Raw genomic sequence first — 22,871 nt, 5'->3', positions numbered from 1 at the left:
ACGGGACACCTGAAACTTGAAACTTGAAACAAAATGAACACCCTACTTCACCCTACTTACTTCCCTTCGATTAGCCAATTTGCAGCGATGATTCAGGCGGAAAAAATTGTATTTGAAGTAGAAGATAACTTTCAAAACAAACTAACTAAAACAGGACTTATAGCAACTGAATAGCTTAGCAAAAAAAAGATATAAAAGCATGAAAATCTGCTTAGCAGCAAATACTAATCATATAATTTAAAGGGTAATGACACTAAATAATTGGTTTGTACTTTTCCTTATTATTCAAATAGTTCATTTTTTAGGAACATGGAAACTATATGAAGCAACTGGAAGAAAAAAATGGGAAGCAGCAATACCTGTTTACAATGCCATTATTTTAATGAAAATTATTGGTCGTCCTACTTGGTGGACAATCTTGTTATTTATCCCCATCATTAACCTGATTATGTTTCCTGTAATATTGGTCGAAACGATAAGAAGTTTTAGAAGATGCACAACGACGGACACATTATTAGTCATTCTTACTTTTGGTTTATACATATACTACATTAATTACACTCAAAAATTAGAGTATGTTGCAGACAGAAAACTTACTCCAGCAAACAAAACTGCTGATACGGTAAGTTCACTCCTTTTTGCTATTATTGTAGCAACATTAGTCCATACTTATTTCATTCAACCCTATACTATTCCAACTTCATCTTTAGAAAAATCACTACTAATAGGAGATTTTTTATTTGTGAGCAAATATAATTATGGTGCAAGAACCCCAATGACTACTATTGCTGCTCCAATGGTCCACGACACAATTCCAGTTATAAACATAAAGTCTTATTGTTCTTGGCCTCAATTACCTTACTTTAGATTACCTGGTTTTGAAAAAATTAAAAATAACGACATTGTTGTTTTTAATTGGCCAACGGATACTTTGTTTAATATGTACAAATCTGCAGATAAACGATACGAAAAACCAATTGACAAAAAAACAAATTATGTCAAGCGTTGTGTTGGTATTGCTGGTGATTCATTAGAAATTAAAAATGGAGATGTGTATATTAATGGTAAAAAACTTCAACTACCAGAAAGAGCTAAACCCCAATTTTTTTACAAAATCAAATTAAAAGAAGGTTTATCCGATGATATTAAAATTGACTATCAAATTTCCGAATCTTATGATTTATTCGAAATAAGTAATCAAATATGGGATAGACCTGAAGTAAAAAATGAATTAATCAATGTTTACAAATTTGAAGAAGCAAGTAGAGATAGCTTAAAGTCAGTTGTAACTGGAGCAATTAATCAAAATTTATTTAATAAATTAAATTTAACCTTTTCAAAATCATTATTTTACGGAAACCTTACGAAAGAAAAGTACGAAAAACTAAAAACTGATTCAAGAATTGCATCAATTGAAAGAAGAATTAGTGTTGAAAATGAAGATGGTATTTTTCCAGACTTTAAGGACGGAAAACCTTCTACTACAAATAAATGGAATGTTGATAACTTCGGTCCAATTTACATACCTAAAAAAGGAGCAACTGTCACTATTGACAAAAAAACATTACCTTTTTACAAAACAATCATTCAAGAATATGAAAATAATGACTTAAAAATCAATGGTGATCTTATCAAAATTAATGGTCAAATTGCTACATCATATACTTTTAAACAAGATTATTATTGGATGATGGGGGACAATCGTCATAATTCACTAGACGCACGTTATTTTGGATATACGCCAGAAAATCATATTGTAGGGAAACCTATTTTTATCTGGATGAGTTGGGATACTAACGGCAAAGGCATCAACAAAGTACGTTGGGACAGAGTTTTCACGACTGTAAGTGGTGAAGGACAACCTCAATCGTATTTTAGATATTTTCTAATTTTCCTAGCCTTGTATTTTGTTGGAGAACATTTTTGGAACAAAAGAAAAGCGAATCAAGAAGATTAATATAAAAAATGTTTAAAGTTTCAGGTTTGCAAAACGTGACACCTGAAACTTGAAAATTAAAAATTGAAACTTAAAACAAAATGAACACCCTACTTCACCCTACTTACTTCCCTTCGATTAGCCAATTTGCTGCGATGATTCAGGCGGAAAAAATTGTATTTGAAGTAGAAGATAACTTTCAAAAACAAACCAATAGAAATCGTACGTATATCTATAGTCCAAACGGAATTCAGCTATTAAACATTCCGATTAAGCATTCGAAACAAAAAAGACAAAAAACCAAAGACATTCAAATCGAACCCGAATTTGATTGGCAAAAACAACACTTCAAATCACTGGAAGCGGCTTATCGAAGCTCTCCTTTTTTTGAATATTTCGAAGATGATATCCAACCTATATTTGAAAAAAAACACAAATTTTTGATGGATTTAAACTTCGAAACTTTTGACATTTTAACCAAATGCCTTCGATTAAAATTAGACTACACCATAACGACTGAATATTTCCATGAAGTCGATTTAAACACTACAAAAGATTATCGCTTTTTGGCAAATGGAAAAAAAGACACTTCCATATTCGAGCCTTACCCTCAGGTATTTGATGACAAATTTGGATTTATCAATAACCTAAGTATTTTGGACTTATTATTTAATGAAGGAAAATTTACGATTGATTACTTAAAGAATCAAACACTAATAATACCGTAGTCGGAGACTAATCCAAAGATAATTTTGCCATAATAGGATAATGATCTGAGTTTTCAAAGTCTGAGAAACTCTCAAATTTCTTTACCACCATACTATTATCAACAAAGATGTAGTCAATTCGAGCTGGATAATAACGGAATTTATAGGTTTGTCCAAAACCTAATCCAGCTTCTTCAAAGCTATCTTTTAAATTGCCTTTGATATTTCGATACACATAAGAAAAAGCACTGTTATTCATATCCCCACAAATAATCATAGGGTATTTACACTCTCTTTTGTGCTCCTTTAAAATTTCAGCTTGCTCTTGTTGTTGTTTAAAGGCTTTACTAATTCTAAAAAGCATCATTTGAGATTTCCCTTGATTCATTGCATCTATATTTTCAGAAATCTCATTTACATCTGGCGAAATTTTAATGGATTGCAAATGCATATTATAGACACGAATAATATCCTTCCCTTTTTTTATATCAGCAAATATCACATTATTATTAGAGTTAGGAAACACAATATTCCCCTGATCGATAATTGGAAATTTAGAAAAAATCGCCTGACCAGTTTTAATTTTATTACCCGTCATAACAATATATTTATGAGGATACACTTTTAAATCAATATGTGCTGAATGCGAATACTCTTGAATACATAGAATATTTGGGTTTTTATCATTAATGAAAGCCAATATATCTTGTGGCACATAAGTTTTATCCAACCATTTAAAAAGATTCAACAAGCGTACATTATAACTCATCACAACAAAATCCTTTTCGTCATCCGGATACTCTTTAGTTGAAAATTTGTAAAACTTATTGATAAATGTAATTCCCATTAACAGTACCAAACCCGAAAGCACCATTCGCTTTTTAAACTGTATGGCCCAATACAAGAAAAACAAGCCATTTAAAATAAAAAATACAGGCATAAAAAGCGTCAATACAGACAATATCGGAAACATTTTAGGCGCCAAAAAAGGCAAAATGTAAGCGATAAAGGTGACAACTGTCAATACGATATTTAAAAAAAACATTCCCCTATTAAACCACGAAAGTTTTTTCATTTTTTTATATTTAAAGTTTAAATTTCGTAGTTAAAGGTGATTGACCTAACTCCAAAAAGCTAAACAAAATCATTTTCCAACCTTGAATAAAAACTCTTTTTCCTCTTTAGTTAAACTATCATAACCCGACTGACTAATTTTATCTAAAATCTCATCAATCTGTTGTTGCGACTTGTCTTTCGTTACTATTCTAGAGGCCCTTTTTTCTGCTGGCTTAGAGTAATTCTTATGCACCTTTTTAAACGGAGTTTTATTCGATTTATTGAACAGATTTACAAAAAAATCGATAAAAGCCGAAACCAGTTTACTTAAGTCAACACCGTTTTGTAGCAACTTAATAAAAACGAAACCAAAAAATGCTCCTGATAAATGCGAAATATGGCCACCAGTATTACTTAAACGAAACTGCATCAAGTCCAAAATCAAAATCACCGCAGTGATGTGCCATAGCTTGACATTTCCTATCAATAACAAACGTACATTCATCAAGGGCTGATAAGTTGTGACGGCCATTAAAACAGCCATAATTGCCGCAGAAGCACCTACTATTCCAGTACTAATATTCATTAAATAATAAGTGAATACAAAAACAACACCCGCAAAAATAGCCCCCAAAAAATACAACCCCAAAAGCTGTTTTTGGGTAAAATAGGTCAAGAATAAATGACTAGAAAAATTTAAAACAATCATATTAAACAGCAAGTGCATAAACCCATCATGAAAAAAAGCATATGATAAAAAAGTCCATGGCGCAATCAAAAATTGGGAGGCATCCGTATTAAGCGCTAGCCAAAACGGATAATTAAATTGCCCCGCTTGAAATTGATAGAAAAAAACAAGTGAAATTAAAAAACAACCCACGTTCCAGTAGATTAACCTATTGGTAACTCCACCTAATTTATATTGCAATTTTAAATCATCTAATATATTCATGCTTTTTGAATTAATTTCTAAAAACTAGTTCCAACGATTATCATTAAATTGATTTTTCTTCCAAAACCACATCATCAAAAATCCAGTAATAGCACCACCTAAATGAGCAAAATGCGCAATCCCAGTGCTTCCTGCACCAAAAATAGACTGACCTTTTAATCCTAAAAATAAATCAATCGCTAAAATTCCCGGCACAAAATATTTAGCTTTTATCGGTACTGGCAAAAATAACAGAGATAATTCTGCATTTGGAAACATATAGGCAAAAGCGACTACAACACCATAAATAGCTCCTGATGCCCCTACAACCACACCTCCAAAGGCACTAGTGAAATTCTGAAATTGAGAAACCGTTAACACCTCTTGCCAAAGTGTATTGATTTTCCCTTGATTTAAAAGGTTTAATACTTCTGATTTAGTAAAACCATTAGCCGTTATAATATCTAAGGCTTCATTAAAATAATAATAATTAATTCCAGTATGCAATAAAGCAGCACCTATCCCACATGAGATATAAAAAAATAAAAATTTCTTTCCGCCCCAAAAATGTTCTAAAGCTGAACCAAAGGAATACAAAGCAAACATATTAAAGAAAATATGCATCAAACCGCCGTGCATAAACATATGGGAGATGACTTGCCAACCTTGAAAATTTTGATTTTCAGGAAAAAACATAGCCAAGAATTGATAGGCCGGCTCACCTACTATTTGAGTTCCAATAAAAAACAAAATATTGATTATCAATAATTGCTTAACTGTTGGGGTAACATTCATCATATTGCAAATTTTTTATCTATATCCTCCACACGCATGGTGATGAAAGTTGGTTTTTGAAAAGGAGAAACATTTGGCTCTTTGCAAGCAAAAAGTCCGTTGACTAAATTCTCTTGTTCTTTTATTGTTAATATTGTTCCTGTTTTTACTGCCAAACTCTTGGCCATCGACTTGGCTATAGAATCGTTTTGACTAAAACTATTTTCAGGTATACCGTCTTGTAAATCACCTATTAATTGTTCTAAAAGCATCGAAACTTCGCTTTCGACTACATTAACAGGAATTCCAGAAATTACGACTTGTTCTTTATGCGTTTCATCAAAAATAAAACCAGTATTAACCAAAGACATTTTCAGTTCATCAATCAACTCCATCTCAGTTGATGAAAAATACAATTCTAACGGAAACAACAACTGCTGACTTGATGCTTGATGCACCGTCATATTTGTTAGAAACTGCTCATACAAAACACGTTGGTGTGCTCGTTGTTGATCTACAATCACCATTCCAGATTTGATAGGTGATACAATGTATTTTTTATGAATTTGATAGGTGTTTTGAACCGTCTGCTCTACTTCTTCATCATTGAACAAAGAACCCGTTACTTCTTCAGTTTCAAAACTAATAGCACTTTCTTCTTCCATTTCAGTATCCTGTTCTAACCCTACATACAAACTTTCCCAATGTGCCACTGGCTCAGGTTTTCTATAAGCTGAATTAAAACTAGAACTAGAACTTCCACCACCCGAATAATGCTTATTAACTTTATCATCCGAAAACGGATTAAAACTTCTATCAACTTGTATTGTTGGTGTTTTCCCTTCTAAATCTTTAAAATTATAAGGTGTATCTAAATTTGCATCTCTATCAAAATCTAAAACAGGCGCAATATTGAATTGCCCTAAACTATGTTTGATTGACGCTCTTAAAATAGCATACAAAGCATGCTCATCATCAAATTTAATTTCTGTTTTAGTAGGATGAATGTTAATATCAATCGTATTTGGCGGCACATCCAAATATAAAAAATAACTCGGTTGTGCCCCGTCTTTCAAGATACCATCATAAGCCGCCATAATAGCATGATGCAAATAACCACTTTTTATAAATCGGTCATTCACAAAAAAGAATTGCTCTCCCCTGCTCTTTTTAGCAAATTCAGGTTTGCTGACAAAACCTTGAATCGTTACAATTTCGGTTTCTTCTTGAACAGGAACCAATTTCTCATTGGTTTTACCCGAAAATATATTGACAATTCGCTGTCTTAAAGTCGAAGCAGGCAAATTAAACATTTCACTTCCATTATGGTAAAAAGTAAAATGAATATTCGAATGCGCTAATGCTACTCTCTGAAATTCATCAATAATATGACGGTATTCCACCGTATCCGATTTCAAGAAATTACGACGCGCCGGAATATTAAAAAACAAATTCTTAACCGCAAACGATGTCCCTTTAGGCAACACCGCTGCCTCCTGAGAAACAAACTTACTCCCTTCGATAACAATTTGTGTCCCTAGCTCTTCTTGATCTTGCTTGGTTTTCATCTCTACATGCGCAATTGCAGCAATAGACGCCAAGGCCTCTCCACGAAATCCTTTGGTTCCTAAAGAAAATAAATCCTCCGCTTGACGAATCTTGGAGGTGGCATGACGCTCAAAACACAATCGCGCATCTGTCACAGACATTCCTAAACCATTATCAATAACTTGAACCAATGCTTTTCCTGCATCTTTAATAATTAATTTAATATCAGTAGCTTTGGCATCAACAGCATTTTCAAGCAACTCTTTGACTACTGAAGCTGGCCGTTGAACGACTTCTCCAGCGGCAATTTGGTTGGCAACATGATCAGGAAGTAATTGAATAATACTCGACATTTTTTTCAGTATTCGGTTTTCAGTAATTAGTTTCAGGGCATAACTAAGCCCCGCAAATTTAATAAATTTCTAGCGGCTTTTGGCGTTTCCACAATCATAAATAAAACAAAAAAACCTACACTGTTTTTTTGAACAGTATAGGTTTACAAATGAATTAATTCAATTATTTATTCTTCTAGCTTCAAAGGGGAACCTTCAATTTGCAAAGCACCAGAAGCTAATAAAGGTTGTTTTTTGTAATCGTGTGCCAATGAAGCTTGTTGACGGATATACGCCATCTTGATTGCTGCAATAGCTGCTTCAGTTCCTTTGTTTCCGTGAATCCCTCCACTTCTATCAATAGACTGCTGCATCGTATTATCTGTTAAAACACAAAAGATAACAGGAATATCTGTTTGCACATTTAAGTCTTTAATCCCTTGAGTAACTCCTTCGCAAACAAAATCAAAATGCTTGGTTTGCCCTTGAATAACACACCCTATTGCAATTACCGCATCTACATTTTGAGTTTGAAGCATCTTTTTGCATCCGTAAATCAATTCAAAACTTCCAGGAACATTCCAACGAATTATCTGAGATGCAGGAACTTCATTATCCAAAAAAGCCTCCAAAGCTCCTTTATAAAGTCCTTCAGTAATTTCTTCATTCCACTCTGAAACGACTACCCCAAAACGAAAATCTTTCGCATTAGGAAGTGTACTTTTATCATAAACCGATAAATTTTTATTTTCTGTTGCCATCTTGTATCTGTTTACAGTTTAAAAATTGAGTATTAAAATTAATAAAATAAGTGCAACTAAGAAAAATTAAATCTTAATTGCACTTATTTATTAGTACTAGTAAATTTTATTCTTTTATTGTGCCATTCCAATCAATACATCAACAGAAGCAGCTTCTGGAGTTGTATCATAATTATCTTTAATATCTGTAAAGAATTTCAAAGCATCTTCTTTTTTCCCTAAAGCTAAAGCTGTTTTTCCAGCTTTCAACAAGAAACGAGGTGTTGTAAAATCATTTTTATTGGTCTCTGCTGCTTTTACATAAAATGACAATGCATCTTCTTGTTCATTTTTTTGAGAGTGAGCATCACCAATCGCTCCTTTTGCCAAAGCACTCAAAATCATATCATCAGATTTGAATTTACTTAAATAATCAATAGCTTCAGTATATTTTCCTGTGTTCAAGAAAGCGATACCGGCATAATAATTAGCTAAATTTCCAGCATCAGTACCAGAATATTCATCAGCAATCTTGATAAAACCAAATTTACCTTCAGAACCGTTCAATGATAATTTATAAAGGGAATCACTTGCAATACCATTTGTTGCTTTTTCAAAATTTTGTTGTGCTACAAACATTTCGTCAGCAGCTTCATTTTGTTTAGGCTCAGAAATAAACTTTTGGAATACTAAATAACCAACAGTAAACAAAGCAACAGCTCCTACAAAACCAATAATTATTTTTTGATTCTTAGCAACCCAGTCCTCTGTAATTGAAGCAGTTTCGTCAAGTTTAGAAAACACTTCAGCAGTTGTACTGTCTTTTTCATCAATCATTACATCTTCTGCAACGTCTTTTACTTCTTTTTCTTTTGGTGTTTTATATCCTCTTTTATTATAAGTAGCCATTTAAATTTAATTTAGTGAACCGCAAAAATAAAATTTTTATTCAAACTCACGCAAAAAATTACCTTTTTTATATTTATTTTAAAAAATAAAAGATTACAATCACTAGAAGCCTTCCGTTACTTCAAAACATTTAACGTAGATAAAACCTCAAAAGCAATTTATCTCAAAAATTTTCAATAATTTGCGCACACTTTCAAAAAGCCAACTCAAGATAATAAATCCCAATATCAGTAAGCCTTTATAATGTATTTAAAAAAAATATCCTTATTCAATTACAAAAATTTCTCAGAAGCCAATTTTGAGTTTGACGGGAAGATTATTTGCTTTGTTGGGAAGAACGGTATCGGAAAAACAAATGTCTTAGATGCTATTTATCATCTCGCTTACGGCAAAAGTTATTTTAATCCCCTTGCTGTCCAAAACATCAAACACGGAGAGGAGTTTTTTGTCATTGATGCCGAATTCATTAAAGAAGAGCGCAATGAGCAATTAGTTTGCAGTTTGAAAAAAGGACAAAAGAAAATCCTTAAACGCAACGGCAAAGCTTATGATAAATTTTCAGATCATATTGGTTTTATCCCGTTAGTAATTATTTCACCAGCCGACAGAGACTTGATTATTGAAGGAAGTGAGACACGCCGAAAATTCATGGATAGTGTTATATCACAACTTGACTCAAAATATTTGCAACAATTGATTCAGTATCAAAAAACAATGAGTCAAAGAAATGCTTTGCTTAAATATTTTGCCCTGAATCATGTTTTTGAAAAAGACACTTTATCTATCTATAACGAGCAACTGGATACATTTGCGCAATACATTTTCGAGAAAAGAAAAGCTTTTATTGAAGAATTTGTTCCCATTTTCAACACGCATCACCAAACCATAACTGGTTCGGCTGAAAGTGTACAGCTTGTTTACGAAAGTCATTTATTCGAAAAAGATTTACAAACCCTACTAGAGGAAAACCTCAACAAAGACCGTGCACTGCAATACACCAGCGTCGGCACACATAAAGACGACTTATCTTTTGAAATCGACCATCATCCTATTAAAAAATTTGGCTCTCAAGGACAGCAAAAATCATTTTTAATTGCATTGAAACTAGCGCAATTCGATTTCTTAAAAAAGCAAAGCGGCGTAAAACCTATTTTACTCTTTGATGATATTTTTGACAAATTAGATGAAAGTCGGGTTTCTAAAATTGTTGAAATGGTTAATAGTGATGCCTTTGGCCAACTTTTTATATCAGACACACATCCAGAGCGAACAGAAACCATTGTAAAATCAACTCATCAATCCTACCAAATAATACATTTACAAGCCTAACAAAAAGAAAAAATACTTAACTTAGTATCTATCTCTTTTCAAAAATCATACTAAAAATGAAATTTCGCTCACTTATCTTCTTATTCACATTTTTCACGCTTTTTAGCTGTCAAAAACAACAATCACAAAACGTCGCTATTGTTGATGCTCCTACATTTGCAAAAACTATTGAGACAACACCACAAGCACAAATACTAGATGTACGAACTCCAGAAGAATTTGAAACCGAACACATCAACGATGCCATCAATATCAATTGGAATGGAAATAGCTTTGTAAGTGAGGCAGAAAAATTAGACAAAACAAAACCAGTTTTTGTATATTGCAAAAGCGGAGGAAGAAGCCAAAAAGCCGCTGAAAAACTCAAAGAACTAGGATTCACTGACATATACGAACTTGATGGTGGATTTATGCAATGGAGTTTAGAAGGTTTTAAAAGCAATAAAAATTAAAATAAAACGCTGATTATGCTTTCAAATGATAGCCTACAATTTCTTGACGATTTAAAAGCCAACAACAATAGAGATTGGTTTATAGCCAATAAAAAAAGGTACGATATTTTCAAAAAAGACTATCACCAGTTGGTTTCCGACTTTTTAGACGCCATGAAACCCTTGGATGCATCCTTAGAAATGCTCGAAATAAAGCACTGCATCTTTAGAATCAATCGTGACATTCGTTTTTCAAAAGACAAATCTCCTTACAAATCACATATGGGCGTTTGGTTGTCATCAGGAAACAAAAGCAATAATCGAGCGGGCTATTATGTACATATTGAAAGAGGCGCTAGTTTTATCGCTGGTGGATTTTATGCTCCCGAATCAGAAGATTTAAAAAAAGTACGTAAAGAAATCGCCTTCTTTCACGAAGACCTAGAAACAATTTTAGAAAATAAAACATTTAAAAAAGAATTTGGTACTTTTAGCCGAACAGAAAAAAGCACACTCAAAAATCCTCCCAAAGGATATGATAAAGAACATCCCGCTATAGAATTATTAAAATTAAAAAGCTTTGAACTGACTCAAAAATTTGAGATTGAGGAAATCACTAAAAAAGATTTTGTTTCAAAAATGAGTAAAAAATTAATCTTATTAAAGCCGCTGAATGAGTTCATGAATCGGGCATTAACAGCTGATGACTAACGAATAACAGGATGAAAAAAAGAAAAATACTTTTCCTTGGAGAAACCTATAGAGCTGACGCCATCACTTGGATGAATGGCCTTCAGGAATTTGGCAATTTCGAAATTATCAGTTGGGAACTCAAAACACCATCGAATAATAAGTTCCGAAGAATCATCCGAATCTTGGAATATGTTTTCGCTCCGCTTCAAACCAAAAAAATAATTCGCAAACACCAGCCTGATATGGTTATTGCCGAGCGAACAACCAGTTATGGTTTCCTAGCTGTAATGTGCGGAATAAAACTTTCGGCAATTGCACAACAAGGAAGAACCGATTTATGGCCCGAAAAATCGATTTATTATCCATTAAAAAAAATAATTCAGAATTACGCTTTCAAGAATGCCACATTGATACACGCTTGGGGTCCTGTTATGGCCGAATCTATGATTAAAGCAAAAGTCGATATGACTAAAGTTTTGGTCTTGCCTAAAGGTATTGATTTATCAAAATTTAAAAACACAAATACTGCCAATCCAAGAAAAATTTGTGCGATTGTTACTCGTTCGCTTTTACCTGTTTATTCGCATGACATCATCCTAAGAGCTTTTGCCGTAATTCACCAAAAAGGAATCGATTTTTCACTGACGATTATTGGTGACGGCACACAGTTGGACAACTTAAAAAACTTGGCAACCGAATTGCATATCGACGACAAAGTATTATTTACAGGAAGAATTCTCAATACTGAATTGCCTGCATTGCTTCAAAAATCCAATTTCTACATCAGTATGCCATTGACCGAAGGCGTTTCAGGCTCTTTATTTGAAGCTATGGCGTCAGGCTGTTACCCAATTGTTTCGGATATCGAAGGTAATCAAAGTTGGATTACCCATCGTAAAAATGGGCAACTAATTCCCGTTAATGACTTTAAAACCTTGGCTGATTCCATTTTATGGGCTTTCGAAAATGAATCCCATCGCAATGAATCTGTTGCCATGAACAGAGCATTCATTGAAGAACATGCCAATTACGAAAAAAACATGCAGATTATCGCGTCAAAATACCATGAATTGATTGATGCTAACAGCTAATTCACAACATCTTCAACTTTACAAAATTATTAAACCATTAAGAGATTAAGTTTATTAAGCTACACTTCAGTTAGATTATCTCTAAAAAACTTAGTGAATCTTCCTGCTTCTATTGTGTTTCTTTGGATCAATCCTAAAACCTGTGGAGCGACAAAAATTAAGCATAAATATTAGTTAGCCTAAAAAGGAAAAACTCAATGTTTCTAACTCCTCTAAACTGCGACCTAAAAGCTTTTATTTTGGCATTGAAGGATTCTGCCGAAGCATTAGTACTTCTGTTGTCAAAATAGTTTAATATGTTTTGATAATGATTGGTTATGGTTCGAGATATTGTGTTGAAAGACTTAAATCCTGATTGATTTACTTTTTCATGCCATTTGGCCAGTCTAGTAAAAGCAATTATTTTATCAGTTGTGTTTTCAAAGATATTGCGTAAGTCTTGTGTTAGATTGTATGCTTTATGAATATCGGGATATAAATTGAATAATAAGTCCGCACGTTCTTTTTGGTTCTGAGACCATTTTGATTTGTTTTTGTATAAAAAATAACGACTCCTAGCTAGTAGTTGTTTGAGGGTATCGCCGTTGGTTAATATTTTTGGTTCATACTTCGTTTTGCTGCTTTTAGCTTGTTCCATTGCTTCGTTTTCTTGGTCTATAGCTTTCCATCGGTGTTTAATTCTGATCTCTTGCAAAGCTTCAGTGGCAAGTTTTTGAACATGAAAGCGGTCGGTCACTTGTATTGCTTTAGGAAAACATTTTTTAGCAATTAATCCCATATTACCAGCCATGTCCAATGTTATTTCATTAACTAGGTTTCGTTGTTTAAGAGGGATTTTTTCAATAATTGCAATTACTGTTTCTGCTTTTGTTCCAGCAACCATCGCTACTATAGTGCCTTTTCTACCGTTAGCAGCTTTGTTTGTTAAAACGGTGTAAAGCTCGCCATTAGAAAGAGAGGTTTCATCAATAGATAACCGTTTTCCAATGTTTTCAGGAAAAATAAGCCATTGTTTCGCATGTGCTTTTTGATTCCAGATTTTAAAATCACTTAAGAAATCCTTGTATTGATATAGTAGGTTTTTGCCTTTGACACCATAGAAAGAGGCGATAGCATTACAATCATTAGGCTTTGAATCTATTGATTTCTTTTAAAAAAGACGCAAACTCCTGTGTTACCCGAGTTCCGTCTGCTACTAAATTCCAATCTCTAAATACAACTTGTCCAGTATCTTCGTTAAGCCATCTTCTACGAGTAATGTGTAGGTACACTTGATGTCCACGTATTGGAAAATCTTGAACAGTTATCTCATCAAAAAAACCTTTTGAACTTAATTTGTTTTGACGGTATTCTTTTGGAATCGAATTAATCTCTTTTAAGTATAAATGAAGAATTTCTTCACCTTTTTCATAAGAAGTAAGTTCAAAATAATCAACGATAATTTCTGGCAACAATAACTTGAGAAGTTCAACTAAGGAATCTTTCATTTGCATTTAATTTAAAACACAAATATCGAAATTTAATATTTCCCCACAACTTTTTGACTTGATCCGTTTCTTTGTGGTAAAACTTTTAAATAAAACAGCCCAACTTATTTTTTATCCTTACTTTTGAACTTTAAAAATCACTTTTTAACACGCCCTTTCTTTTATGGAAATACTACAGCAGTTTTCATTAAAAAACTATAACACTTTTGGGATTGAAGCCAAAGCCAAACAATTTGTAGCCGTTCATTCTATTGACGAATTAAAAACGATTTTAGCACAGCATAAAGACGAAAAAAAATTTATTTTAGGCGGTGGTAGCAATATGCTGTTGACGCAAGATATCGATGCTCTGGTAATTCATATCGATTTAAAAGGAAAAAAAGTAATTGAGGAAAACGAAGATCATGTTTTCATCGAATGCCAAGCGGGCGAAAACTGGCACGAATTTGTTCTATGGACCATCGAACAGGATTTTGGCGGACTTGAAAATATGTCGCTTATTCCTGGAAACGTAGGTACGACTCCTGTTCAAAACATTGGTGCATACGGAGCGGAAATCAAAGACAGCTTTATTTCTTGTGATGCCATAAACATCAATAATCAAGAAAAACGAACTTTTGTAAAAGACGAATGTAAGTTTGGTTATAGAGAAAGCATATTCAAAAACGAGGTTAAAGACCAATTCATCATCACTTCGGTGGTGTTTAAATTGACCAAACGCAATCATAAAATCAACACTTCTTACGGAGATATCAGTGCTGAATTAGCCAAAAACAACATCACCAATCCTACGATAAAAGATGTGAGCAATGCTGTGATTGCAATCAGACGAAGCAAACTTCCAGACCCAAAAGAATTAGGAAACAGCGGCAGCTTCTTTAAAAACCCGATTGTTCCAAAAGTTGATTTCGAAAAAATCCAACAAAAATTCCCTGAGATGAAGTACTACGACATCTCTCCTACTGAGGTAAAAGTTCCAGCGGGCTGGTTAATAGAACAAGCAGGTTTCAAAGGAAAACGTTTTGGCGATGCAGGTATTCACAAAAACCAAGCCTTGGTATTAGTCAATTATGGAAATGCCACAGGGCAAGAAATATTAGCGGTTTCCAAAGATGTTCAACAAACTATTTTTGAGACTTTTGGCATCCAAATCGAAGCCGAAGTTAATGTCATTTAGGACTAAAAAATAAGGATAAAAATTTTATTTTAAAATTCATATTTTATCATTTACAAATCCTAATTCTATTCATACCTTTGCACTCGATTTAATAACCTCATTAAAATCCAATGCTTATACTATTACTTTACTTTTTTATCGTTATCGTCGTTGTTCAACTGGTATATTATTTAGGGGTTTTTACGAAATTTGCATTTGCAAAACCACAAAAAATTACACCTAAAAGAATTCCAATTTCGGTGATTGTTTGCGCTAAAAACGAAGAAGAAAACGTTAAAAACTTCATTCCTTTATTGGCCGAGCAAAATTATCCTGATTTTGAAATCGTTTTAATAGACGATGCTTCCAGTGATGACACCCTAGAGGTTTTTGAAGCATTTGAAAAACAATACTCAAATATCCGTTTGGTAAAAGTAGAAAACAACGAAGCCTTTTGGGGAAATAAAAAATACGCCTTGACGCTCGGAATCAAAGCAGCAAAAAAAGACTATCTCTTATTCACCGATGCCGACTGCTATCCAATATCTAAGGATTGGATAACAGCAATGAGTTCACAATTCACTTTACACAAAACCATCGTTTTAGGATATGGTGGATACGAAAGATTAGCCAATTCATTCCTTAACAAACTCATCCGTTTTGAAACCGTCATCACTGCTATGCAGTATTTGTCTTGGGCAAAAGCCGGAAATCCATATATGGGTGTAGGACGTAATTTGGCTTACAAAAAAGAGGAATTCTTCAATGTAAACGGTTTCATCAGCCATATACAAGTACGTTCTGGAGACGATGATTTATTCATCAACGAAGCTGCCAATTCTAAAAACACCACAATTGCTTTTACTCCTGAAAGTTTTACCTATTCGAAACCTAAAACCACTTATAGCGAATGGTTTACCCAAAAACGCAGGCATTTAGCAACCGCTAATTACTATAAAACATTAGACAAATTACAACTTGGAACCTTTTATTGTTCACAACTGTTCTTTTTCATACTCGCAATTTTATTAATCGCATTGCAATTTCAATGGATTATAGTCACTAGTTTAATTGCGTTGCGCTATCTTGTAACCTGGACTGTCGTAGGATTCACCGCGGGCAAACTCAAGGAAACCGACATTAAATTTTGGTTCCCATTTGTAGAATTGTCACTTATCCTGTCACAAATCTATATCTTTATAGCCAACCTATTCTCAAAACCAGTCAATTGGAAATAAATACACAAATAGACAAAGCAAAAAAAGGTGACCAAACAGCCTTTACTTTCCTATTGAATCTGTACTGGAATGAGGTATATGGCTTCATGATTAAGCGCACCGAAAACGAAACCATTGCTGAGGACATCACCATCGAAACCTTCTCGAAGGCTTTTGATAAAATTGCCTCTTACAACCCCGAGTTCCAGTTCAACACCTGGTTGATTTCCATTGCTAAAAATGTGCATATCGATTTGTTGCGCAAGAATAAGTCCAGCCTTTTTGTCGAAATCACCGAAAAAGAAGATCAAAAAGCCTACAACATTGCTGACACAACACCCTCGGCAGAAGATGAATTAATCACTGAACAAAATCTATCTCAGTTGTTGCGGTACATCAAGGAACTCAAACCTCATTACCAAGAAGTGATTCAGTTGCGCTATTTTCAAGAAATGAGCTACCAAGAAATTGCTAATGCTATTGACGAACCTTTGAGCAACGTCAAAGTAAAACTCCTTCGCGCCAAAAAACTACTGGCCGAAATCATTCGTGATAAGCGATAAATTAAGTTTTTACATAAGTTAATCATATAAGCCAATTCGAGTGTTTTTTTTTTTTGTGTAGTGGAACGGAACAAAAAAATGTATCGAGAATTATTTTGCGCCAATTCCAGCTATCCGCTTTAGCCCTCCATTAGTTTGCTTTTTTTACTAGCCACTACAGGAGCTTCCTGTGGTCGCTCTGTAGTGACTGTAAAAAATAGCAACCCAATTCTCGGGGCTATCGCTACTATCTGGGGCGAAGCAACACTATTCTGAACTTCCATTTTATTGCAACCTACAATACTTAAAACTACAAAACATTCATATGAGCCCCGATCGCAGCAAAATATCCTTTTTTATTAGGACGAGGAACGCAGTCCTAATAAAAAAGATATTGCGTAGAGCGGGACGACTGTTCCTTAGAAATAATCTATGTTCTGCTCCTAAAAAAAAATCAAAAACTCAAACAATATTTTTCCTACTAATGCGTTGAAATAAAAAACACCGTCTTGCCTATGTAATGATTTTTACCTAACCATTAAACCCAATGAATTATGTCAAAATCAAGCATTTACGAAACCAACTGGATTAATCTAGTTTTCGAAAACAGAAACCAAGAATATGGTGCTTTTAAATTGCGCCAAGAGACAACTAAAACCTCGCTTATGGCACTTTTGGTAAGTCTTTCGCTCTGCGCTGTTTTATTTATCATCCCTAAAGTCTTGCTTAGTTTTCATCTTATTGATAACTCTCCAACAGAAACTATCGCTCCTGTAACGCCTCTCGATGAAATTATTGAGGTAGTACAAATCGATTTAACCGAGAAGCCTCCAGTTATTGAAGCGAATACACAACCACCTGTTCAACAAATCATCACCGAAGATGTAAAGATAGAATCGATGGCGCATCCTGTAATTGTTGAAGCTTCCCAAGCGACTCAAGAGGTTCCTGTCAACTCGGAGCCCGTAAGAATGACAATATCCTCTGAAGGAACAGGAATCAAAGGCTTGAACCCAACGACTAGCACTGGTGCTACTACTGGAACCAATACTTCTGCAGTTACAAATTATGGCGACAAAGTAGTAACAACTGCTATTTTGGACAAGCAACCAAGTTTCCCAGGTGGTATCGAAAAATTTTACAATTATGTAGGTCGGAATTTTGAAACACCTGAAATCAATGATGAAAAAATCGTTCGTGTTATAGTCTCTTTTATCGTTGAAAAAGACGGAAGCATGACGGATATTCAAGTAAAAAACGACCCTGGCTATGGTTTAGGAAAAGAAGCTATTCGAGTTTTGAAATCCTTAAAAACCAAATGGTCGCCAGGAATCATCGACTCGCAAGCAGTGCGTACAGCTTACAGTTTACCTATCTCGGTTCAAATGTATTAGGATAAAACTTTTTATCATAAAAGCAGTATCTTCTTGATGCTGCTTTTTTTTTTAACAAATCTATGGCGAAGCTTGAAAACTTAAACAGCCTATTTTAAATCCGCTTTCCTTATCTTTGCAATCTGAATATTGATATATGGAACCTGTTTTAGATACTACTGCACCTGTTGCAACCCGAGGCACAGCCGAACTGAGCACAGCTAAACCAAAATGGCTAAAAGTAAAACTCCCTATTGGAAAAAAATACACGGAGCTTCGCGGCTTGGTGGACAAATATAGCTTGAACACGATTTGTACTTCTGGAAGTTGCCCAAACATGGGGGAATGCTGGGGCGAAGGAACAGCTACCTTTATGATTTTAGGAAATACTTGTACTCGTTCCTGCGGTTTTTGTGGTGTAAAAACAGGACGTCCTGAAACAGTAGATTGGGACGAACCTGAAAAAGTAGCCCGTTCTATCAAAATCATGAATATCAAACATGCCGTTATCACAAGTGTGGACAGAGACGATTTGAAAGATGGTGGTTCAATTATTTGGATTGAAACCGTTAAAGCCATTCGTAGAATGAACCCAAACACCACTTTGGAAACATTAATTCCAGACTTTCAAGGTATCGAAAGAAACATTGACCGTATCGTGGAAGCCAATCCAGAAGTAGTATCTCACAACATGGAAACTGTACGCCGCTTGACTCGTGAAGTACGTATCCAAGCAAAATATGACCGAAGTCTTGAAGTTTTGCGTTACCTAAAAGAAAAGGGAATTAACAGAACCAAATCAGGAATCATGTTGGGTCTAGGCGAACAAGAAGAAGAAGTGTACCAAACTATGCGTGACCTTCGCGCTGCAAATGTGGATGTAGTTACTATTGGTCAATACTTACAACCAAGTAAAAAACATTTACCCGTTAAAGAATTTATCACTCCAGAACAATTCGCTAAATACGAAGCCTACGGATTAGAATTAGGTTTCCGTCATGTGGAAAGCGGACCGTTAGTTCGTTCTTCATATAAGGCACAGAAACATATTTTGTAAAACAATTTATTCGGTTAATCGGTTAATCGATTAATCGGTTAAACAATTAACCGCTTAAACCTACACAATTGAAAATACGCATTGCCATAAATGGTTTTGGAAGAATAGGACGAAATCTTTTCCGATTGCTTTTGAACCATCCTACCATCGAAGTTGTTGCCATCAACGACATTGCTGATACCAAAACAATGGCACATTTGCTTAAATACGATAGTATTCACGGTGTTTTGCCTAATATTGTAAAAGCGGACGACAAAGGAATCTTGGTCGATGATAATCATTACTTATTTTTCCACGAAAAAAACATAGCTAATCTAGATTGGAAATCCCTGAACCTCGATTATGTTATAGAATCGACAGGGAAATACAAAACCTTTGACGACATCAATGCACATATTTTGGCTGGAGCCAAAAAAGTAATTCTCTCCGCTCCTGCCGAAGTTGAAAATATCAAAACCGTGGTTTTAGGTGTCAACGAACATATTCTTGATGGTACTGAAACGATCATATCGAATGCGAGTTGTACGACTAACAACGCTGCTCCGATGATTAAAGTCATCAATGAGTTATGCGGAATTGAGCAAGCCTACATCACGACAATTCACTCCTACACTACGGACCAAAGTTTACACGATCAACCGCACAGAGATTTGCGTCGTGCCCGTGGAGCAAGTCAATCTATTGTCCCTACCACAACAGGTGCTGCCAAAGCCTTGACGAAAATCTTCCCAGATTTAGACCATAAATTAGGAGGTTGTGGTATTCGTGTTCCCGTGCCTGATGGTTCTTTGACCGATATAACTTTCAACGTAAAACGAACCGTAACCATTGAGGAAATTAATGCAGCATTTGAAAAGGCTGCTCAAACAAACCTCAAAGGAATCTTAGACTATACAGAAGACCCAATTGTTTCGGTTGATATTTTAGGAAACCCTAACTCTTGTTTGTTTGACGCTCAATTGACATCTGTCATTGATAAAATGGTAAAGGTTGTTGGTTGGTATGATAACGAAATTGGATATTCGTCTCGAATAATCGATTTGATTTTATTTACTTCGAAGGAGGTTTAACCACAAAGGACACTAAGAAGGCGCTAAGCTCACTAAGTTTTTTTTTACCGCTAAGACGCAAAGGCACTAAGTATTTTTACCGCTAAGACGCTAAGGCACTAAGATTTACTTTGAGTAGCTCTGTGTATAAACTTTGTGAATCTCTGTGAAACAAAAGGTTTCAACTCAAAACACACTAAGAAGGCACTAAGTTCACTGCTTTTTTTATACCGCTAAGACGCTAAGGCACTAAGACTTACTTTGCGTAGCTCTGTGTATAAACTTTGTGAATCTCTGTGAAATAAAAAAATCTGTGTTAATCTGTGCAATCTGTGTTTACAAACCTAAAAATCAGTTTTTCAAATAGCATTTCATTTCCTAATAACTGACTTTTGATTGGCAAATAATACAATTGATTTTTCAGCACACTGTCTTTCAAGCGTACATAATCTTTTTCGGTGGTAATGATAATTTTACCCTTGGCTTTTGTTTGGATTTCTTCTAAATCTTTATCCGAAAAATGATGATGATCAGGATAAGTTAAGCAAAGGTCCTTTTCGTTTTTTAAGAAATCAAAAAACGGTTTTGGTTTTGCAATTCCTGCTAAAAGTATTTTTTCAGTGTTTAAAATCTCACTGACTAATAACTCACCATTGTTAGAATAAACCGTTTCATCATAAGCGATGGTACTAAAAAACAAAGTTTGACTTGAATTTAATTTTAACTTTTTAGCTATTGTATTTTGTTCTTCAATGGAAAGATTCGTAGGGCATTTGGTCACCACAATAATTTTGGCTCTTGCAGCTCCGCTTCTTAATTCACGCAAATTCCCCACAGGTAACATAAAATCATCAGCATACAAATCGCCATAAGCCGTAAGTAAAACATACAATCCCGCTTTTACTTTTCGATGTTGGTAGGCGTCATCTAGCAGAATTACTTCTGGATTTACTTTGGTAAGTAATTGTTGGATTCCATTAGTTCGATTTGCATCAACTGCCACTTGGATATTTGGGAATTTCTGATGGTACTGAAAAGGTTCGTCTCCTAAAGTAAGTGCATTATCATTGGCTCCAGCCAAAACAAAACCTTCAGATTGACGTTTGTAACCGCGACTCAGCGTGGCTACTTTATATTTGCTGGAAAGCATTCGAACTAAATATTCAATTTGGGGCGTTTTCCCTGTACCGCCCACGCTTAAGTTCCCAACAGCAATAACAGGCAAATCAAACGAAGTCGATTTTAAAATTCCTTTATCAAAAAGAAAATTACGAATAGCTGTCACTAAACCATATATTATGGCGAATGGGAATAAAAATTTTCTAATAAATTTCATTTTACAAAAATAGAATAAATTATCTTTGAACTAATACCTCTCGTTAATTAGATTCCGACACAAAAACTTTAAACCAAAAACTGTGAAAATAAAAGAAATCCTTTCCGTACTTGAAGAAATGGCGCCTTTGGGCTATGCTGAAGATTTTGACAACGTAGGCTTATTAGTAGGCAATCAAGAAGACGAAGCCACTGGTGTTCTAGTTTGTCACGATGCACTTGAAAACGTCATTGAAGAAGCTATTGCTAAAAACTGTAATTTGGTCGTATGCTTCCACCCTATCCTTTTTTCGGGCATTAAAAAAATCACTGGCAAAAATTATGTTGAGCGTTCTATATTAAAAGCTATCAAAAATGATATTGCCATTTATGCTGTACACACCGCTTTGGACAACCATCAACAAGGAGTTAATAAAATATTTTGTGATGCACTAGGTCTTAAAAATTGCAAAATATTAATTCCAAAACAACATTATATTCGCAAATTAGTCACTTATACCATCCCCGAAAACGTAGTTAAGGTTAGAAAAGGATTATTTGAAGCTGGCGCAGGAAATATTGGAAATTACGAAAATTGCAGTTTCAGTTCGAAAGGAATGGGAACTTATATGGGTAATGAATACAGCAATCCTTCTATAGGTGGTCGATTTGAATTTGTTGAAGCCAATGAAATCAAAATCGAAGTGACTTATGAAAAACACTTAGAAAATAAAATATTAAAAGCCCTTTTCAAAAATCATGCATATGAAGAAGTGGCTTATGAAATAATCAATTTACAGAACCAACACCAAAATATTGGTTTAGGAATGATTGGCGAACTCGAAACTCCAATGGAAGAAAAAGCGTTTTTACATTTGGTTAAAGACAAAATTCAAGCAGAAGGTATTCGGCATTCGGCTTTTCTAGGGAAAGAAATAAAAAAAGTAGCGGTCTTAGGAGGTTCTGGAAGTTATGCTATAAAAAATGCCATTCAAGCGGGAGCAGATGCTTTTTTGACTGCTGATTTAAAGTATCATCAATTTTATGAAGCCGAAAATCAACTTATTTTGGCAGATATTGGACATTTTGAATCAGAACGTTATACAAAAAATTATATTGTTGATTTTCTTAGAAAAAAAATCCTTAATTTTGCAATTATTTTATCTCAAGAAAATACAAATCCAGTTAAGTACATATAG

General features: G+C 34.4%; 23 protein-coding genes. 14 read left to right on the top strand and 9 right to left on the bottom strand.

Features of this window, described 5'->3' with window-relative positions:
- The first annotated feature begins 33 nt into the window (after nt 1-33).
- From SLW70_RS07580 to SLW70_RS07570, 3 genes are all read left to right on the top strand, one after another.
- Nucleotides 34-174, top strand: a complete 141-nt coding sequence (locus SLW70_RS07580) for a hypothetical protein (RefSeq protein WP_320891816.1) — start codon at nt 34-36, stop codon at nt 172-174.
- A 73-nt stretch (nt 175-247) separates the two neighbouring features.
- The gene (gene lepB, locus SLW70_RS07575; RefSeq protein ID WP_320891496.1) at nt 248-1,957 is read left to right on the top strand and encodes a signal peptidase I; all 1,710 of its coding nucleotides are present in this window, start codon (nt 248-250) and stop codon (nt 1,955-1,957) included.
- Nucleotides 1,958-2,037: 80 nt separating this feature from the next.
- Nucleotides 2,038-2,664 (top strand): WbqC family protein, encoded by a 627-nt coding sequence (locus SLW70_RS07570; RefSeq protein WP_320891495.1) that lies wholly within the window; start codon nt 2,038-2,040, stop codon nt 2,662-2,664.
- A 7-nt stretch (nt 2,665-2,671) separates the two neighbouring features.
- On the opposite strand, the gene SLW70_RS07565 is transcribed toward SLW70_RS07570, so the two are convergent.
- The 6 genes from SLW70_RS07565 to SLW70_RS07540 form a co-directional block, all read right to left on the bottom strand.
- Nucleotides 2,672-3,718 carry an endonuclease/exonuclease/phosphatase family protein gene (locus SLW70_RS07565; protein ID WP_320891494.1) on the bottom strand — a complete coding sequence of 349 codons (1,047 nt, stop codon included), beginning with the start codon at nt 3,716-3,718 and terminating at the stop codon, nt 2,672-2,674.
- A 69-nt stretch (nt 3,719-3,787) separates the two neighbouring features.
- On the bottom strand, nt 3,788-4,651 hold the full coding sequence (locus SLW70_RS07560; protein WP_320891493.1) for a rhomboid family intramembrane serine protease: 864 nt from the start codon (nt 4,649-4,651) through the stop codon (nt 3,788-3,790).
- A 24-nt stretch (nt 4,652-4,675) separates the two neighbouring features.
- On the bottom strand, nt 4,676-5,428 hold the full coding sequence (locus tag SLW70_RS07555) for a rhomboid family intramembrane serine protease (protein WP_320891492.1): 753 nt from the start codon (nt 5,426-5,428) through the stop codon (nt 4,676-4,678).
- Nucleotides 5,425-7,305 carry a DNA mismatch repair endonuclease MutL gene (gene mutL, locus SLW70_RS07550; RefSeq protein WP_320891491.1) on the bottom strand — a complete coding sequence of 627 codons (1,881 nt, stop codon included), beginning with the start codon at nt 7,303-7,305 and terminating at the stop codon, nt 5,425-5,427. Before mutL ends, SLW70_RS07555 begins: the two co-directional genes overlap by 4 nt.
- Nucleotides 7,306-7,472: 167 nt before the next feature.
- Nucleotides 7,473-8,045: a 6,7-dimethyl-8-ribityllumazine synthase gene (gene ribH, locus SLW70_RS07545; protein WP_320891490.1), complete on the bottom strand. Its 573-nt coding sequence runs from the start codon at nt 8,043-8,045 to the stop codon at nt 7,473-7,475.
- 114 nt (nt 8,046-8,159) lie between these two features.
- On the bottom strand, nt 8,160-8,933 hold the full coding sequence (locus SLW70_RS07540) for a tetratricopeptide repeat protein (protein ID WP_320891489.1): 774 nt from the start codon (nt 8,931-8,933) through the stop codon (nt 8,160-8,162).
- A 243-nt stretch (nt 8,934-9,176) separates the two neighbouring features.
- Between SLW70_RS07540 and recF the strand changes: the two genes are divergently transcribed.
- From recF to SLW70_RS07520, 4 genes are read left to right on the top strand one after another with little or no spacing between them, the layout of a single operon-like run.
- Entirely contained in the window at nt 9,177-10,262 is a 1,086-nt protein-coding gene (gene recF / locus SLW70_RS07535; RefSeq protein ID WP_320891488.1) for a DNA replication/repair protein RecF, read from the top strand.
- Between the two features lie 56 nt (nt 10,263-10,318).
- The gene (locus SLW70_RS07530) at nt 10,319-10,714 is read left to right on the top strand and encodes a rhodanese-like domain-containing protein (RefSeq protein WP_320891487.1); all 396 of its coding nucleotides are present in this window, start codon (nt 10,319-10,321) and stop codon (nt 10,712-10,714) included.
- 15 nt (nt 10,715-10,729) lie between these two features.
- Nucleotides 10,730-11,404, top strand: coding sequence for a DUF2461 domain-containing protein (locus SLW70_RS07525; RefSeq protein WP_320891486.1), 675 nt, complete (start codon nt 10,730-10,732; stop codon nt 11,402-11,404).
- 11 nt (nt 11,405-11,415) lie between these two features.
- Nucleotides 11,416-12,477, top strand: coding sequence for a glycosyltransferase (locus tag SLW70_RS07520; RefSeq protein ID WP_320891485.1), 1,062 nt, complete (start codon nt 11,416-11,418; stop codon nt 12,475-12,477).
- Nucleotides 12,478-12,634: 157 nt separating this feature from the next.
- Here SLW70_RS07520 and SLW70_RS07515 read toward each other — a convergent pair whose 3' ends face one another.
- On the bottom strand, nt 12,635-13,588 hold the full coding sequence (locus SLW70_RS07515; RefSeq protein ID WP_320891742.1) for a transposase: 954 nt from the start codon (nt 13,586-13,588) through the stop codon (nt 12,635-12,637).
- Between the two features lie 13 nt (nt 13,589-13,601).
- Nucleotides 13,602-13,964: a transposase gene (locus tag SLW70_RS07510; protein WP_320888229.1), complete on the bottom strand. Its 363-nt coding sequence runs from the start codon at nt 13,962-13,964 to the stop codon at nt 13,602-13,604.
- Between the two features lie 163 nt (nt 13,965-14,127).
- On the opposite strand from SLW70_RS07510, the gene murB reads away from it, so the two are divergent.
- The 6 genes from murB (at nt 14,128) to gap (ending at nt 20,379) form a co-directional block, all read left to right on the top strand.
- Complete coding sequence (murB, locus tag SLW70_RS07505; RefSeq protein ID WP_320891484.1) at nt 14,128-15,141, top strand: UDP-N-acetylmuramate dehydrogenase; 1,014 nt, start codon at nt 14,128-14,130, stop codon at nt 15,139-15,141.
- Between the two features lie 110 nt (nt 15,142-15,251).
- Nucleotides 15,252-16,358 (top strand): glycosyltransferase, encoded by a 1,107-nt coding sequence (locus SLW70_RS07500; protein ID WP_320891483.1) that lies wholly within the window; start codon nt 15,252-15,254, stop codon nt 16,356-16,358.
- On the top strand, nt 16,349-16,900 hold the full coding sequence (locus SLW70_RS07495) for an RNA polymerase sigma factor (protein WP_320891481.1): 552 nt from the start codon (nt 16,349-16,351) through the stop codon (nt 16,898-16,900). Before SLW70_RS07500 ends, SLW70_RS07495 begins: the two co-directional genes overlap by 10 nt.
- A 533-nt stretch (nt 16,901-17,433) precedes the next feature.
- Nucleotides 17,434-18,273: an energy transducer TonB gene (locus SLW70_RS07490; protein WP_320891480.1), complete on the top strand. Its 840-nt coding sequence runs from the start codon at nt 17,434-17,436 to the stop codon at nt 18,271-18,273.
- A 136-nt stretch (nt 18,274-18,409) separates the two neighbouring features.
- Nucleotides 18,410-19,309, top strand: coding sequence for a lipoyl synthase (gene lipA / locus SLW70_RS07485; RefSeq protein WP_320891479.1), 900 nt, complete (start codon nt 18,410-18,412; stop codon nt 19,307-19,309).
- 68 nt (nt 19,310-19,377) lie between these two features.
- Nucleotides 19,378-20,379, top strand: a complete 1,002-nt coding sequence (gap, locus tag SLW70_RS07480) for a type I glyceraldehyde-3-phosphate dehydrogenase (protein ID WP_320891478.1) — start codon at nt 19,378-19,380, stop codon at nt 20,377-20,379.
- Between the two features lie 295 nt (nt 20,380-20,674).
- On the opposite strand, the gene lpxK is transcribed toward gap, so the two are convergent.
- Entirely contained in the window at nt 20,675-21,694 is a 1,020-nt protein-coding gene (gene lpxK / locus SLW70_RS07475) for a tetraacyldisaccharide 4'-kinase (protein WP_320891477.1), read from the bottom strand.
- A gap of 82 nt (nt 21,695-21,776) precedes the next feature.
- On the opposite strand from lpxK, the gene SLW70_RS07470 reads away from it, so the two are divergent.
- On the top strand, nt 21,777-22,871 hold the full coding sequence (locus SLW70_RS07470; protein WP_320891475.1) for a Nif3-like dinuclear metal center hexameric protein: 1,095 nt from the start codon (nt 21,777-21,779) through the stop codon (nt 22,869-22,871).

This window comes from Flavobacterium sp. NG2 (genome assembly GCF_034119845.1).
In the GTDB taxonomy this organism is placed as follows: Bacteria; Bacteroidota; Bacteroidia; order Flavobacteriales; family Flavobacteriaceae; genus Flavobacterium.
This window is presented reverse-complemented; position numbering and strand designations above follow the sequence as displayed.

Bases quoted from the DNA above. Each gene is read 5' to 3' on its own strand.
- SLW70_RS07500 (WP_320891483.1), top strand. From the start codon at position 15,252: ATGCTTATACTATTACTTTACTTTTTTATCGTTATCGTCGTTGTTCAA.
- lpxK (WP_320891477.1), bottom strand. From the start codon at position 21,694: ATGAAATTTATTAGAAAATTTTTATTCCCATTCGCCATAATATATGGT.
- lipA (WP_320891479.1), top strand. From the start codon at position 18,410: ATGGAACCTGTTTTAGATACTACTGCACCTGTTGCAACCCGAGGCACA.
- mutL (WP_320891491.1), bottom strand. From the start codon at position 7,305: ATGTCGAGTATTATTCAATTACTTCCTGATCATGTTGCCAACCAAATT.
- SLW70_RS07560 (WP_320891493.1), bottom strand. From the start codon at position 4,651: ATGAATATATTAGATGATTTAAAATTGCAATATAAATTAGGTGGAGTT.
- lepB (WP_320891496.1), top strand. From the start codon at position 248: ATGACACTAAATAATTGGTTTGTACTTTTCCTTATTATTCAAATAGTT.
- SLW70_RS07510 (WP_320888229.1), bottom strand. From the start codon at position 13,964: ATGAAAGATTCCTTAGTTGAACTTCTCAAGTTATTGTTGCCAGAAATT.
- SLW70_RS07520 (WP_320891485.1), top strand. From the start codon at position 11,416: ATGAAAAAAAGAAAAATACTTTTCCTTGGAGAAACCTATAGAGCTGAC.
- SLW70_RS07555 (WP_320891492.1), bottom strand. From the start codon at position 5,428: ATGATGAATGTTACCCCAACAGTTAAGCAATTATTGATAATCAATATT.
- SLW70_RS07580 (WP_320891816.1), top strand. From the start codon at position 34: ATGAACACCCTACTTCACCCTACTTACTTCCCTTCGATTAGCCAATTT.
- SLW70_RS07525 (WP_320891486.1), top strand. From the start codon at position 10,730: ATGCTTTCAAATGATAGCCTACAATTTCTTGACGATTTAAAAGCCAAC.
- SLW70_RS07490 (WP_320891480.1), top strand. From the start codon at position 17,434: ATGTCAAAATCAAGCATTTACGAAACCAACTGGATTAATCTAGTTTTC.
- SLW70_RS07565 (WP_320891494.1), bottom strand. From the start codon at position 3,718: ATGAAAAAACTTTCGTGGTTTAATAGGGGAATGTTTTTTTTAAATATC.
- SLW70_RS07570 (WP_320891495.1), top strand. From the start codon at position 2,038: ATGAACACCCTACTTCACCCTACTTACTTCCCTTCGATTAGCCAATTT.
- recF (WP_320891488.1), top strand. From the start codon at position 9,177: ATGTATTTAAAAAAAATATCCTTATTCAATTACAAAAATTTCTCAGAA.
- SLW70_RS07540 (WP_320891489.1), bottom strand. From the start codon at position 8,933: ATGGCTACTTATAATAAAAGAGGATATAAAACACCAAAAGAAAAAGAA.
- SLW70_RS07530 (WP_320891487.1), top strand. From the start codon at position 10,319: ATGAAATTTCGCTCACTTATCTTCTTATTCACATTTTTCACGCTTTTT.
- ribH (WP_320891490.1), bottom strand. From the start codon at position 8,045: ATGGCAACAGAAAATAAAAATTTATCGGTTTATGATAAAAGTACACTT.
- murB (WP_320891484.1), top strand. From the start codon at position 14,128: ATGGAAATACTACAGCAGTTTTCATTAAAAAACTATAACACTTTTGGG.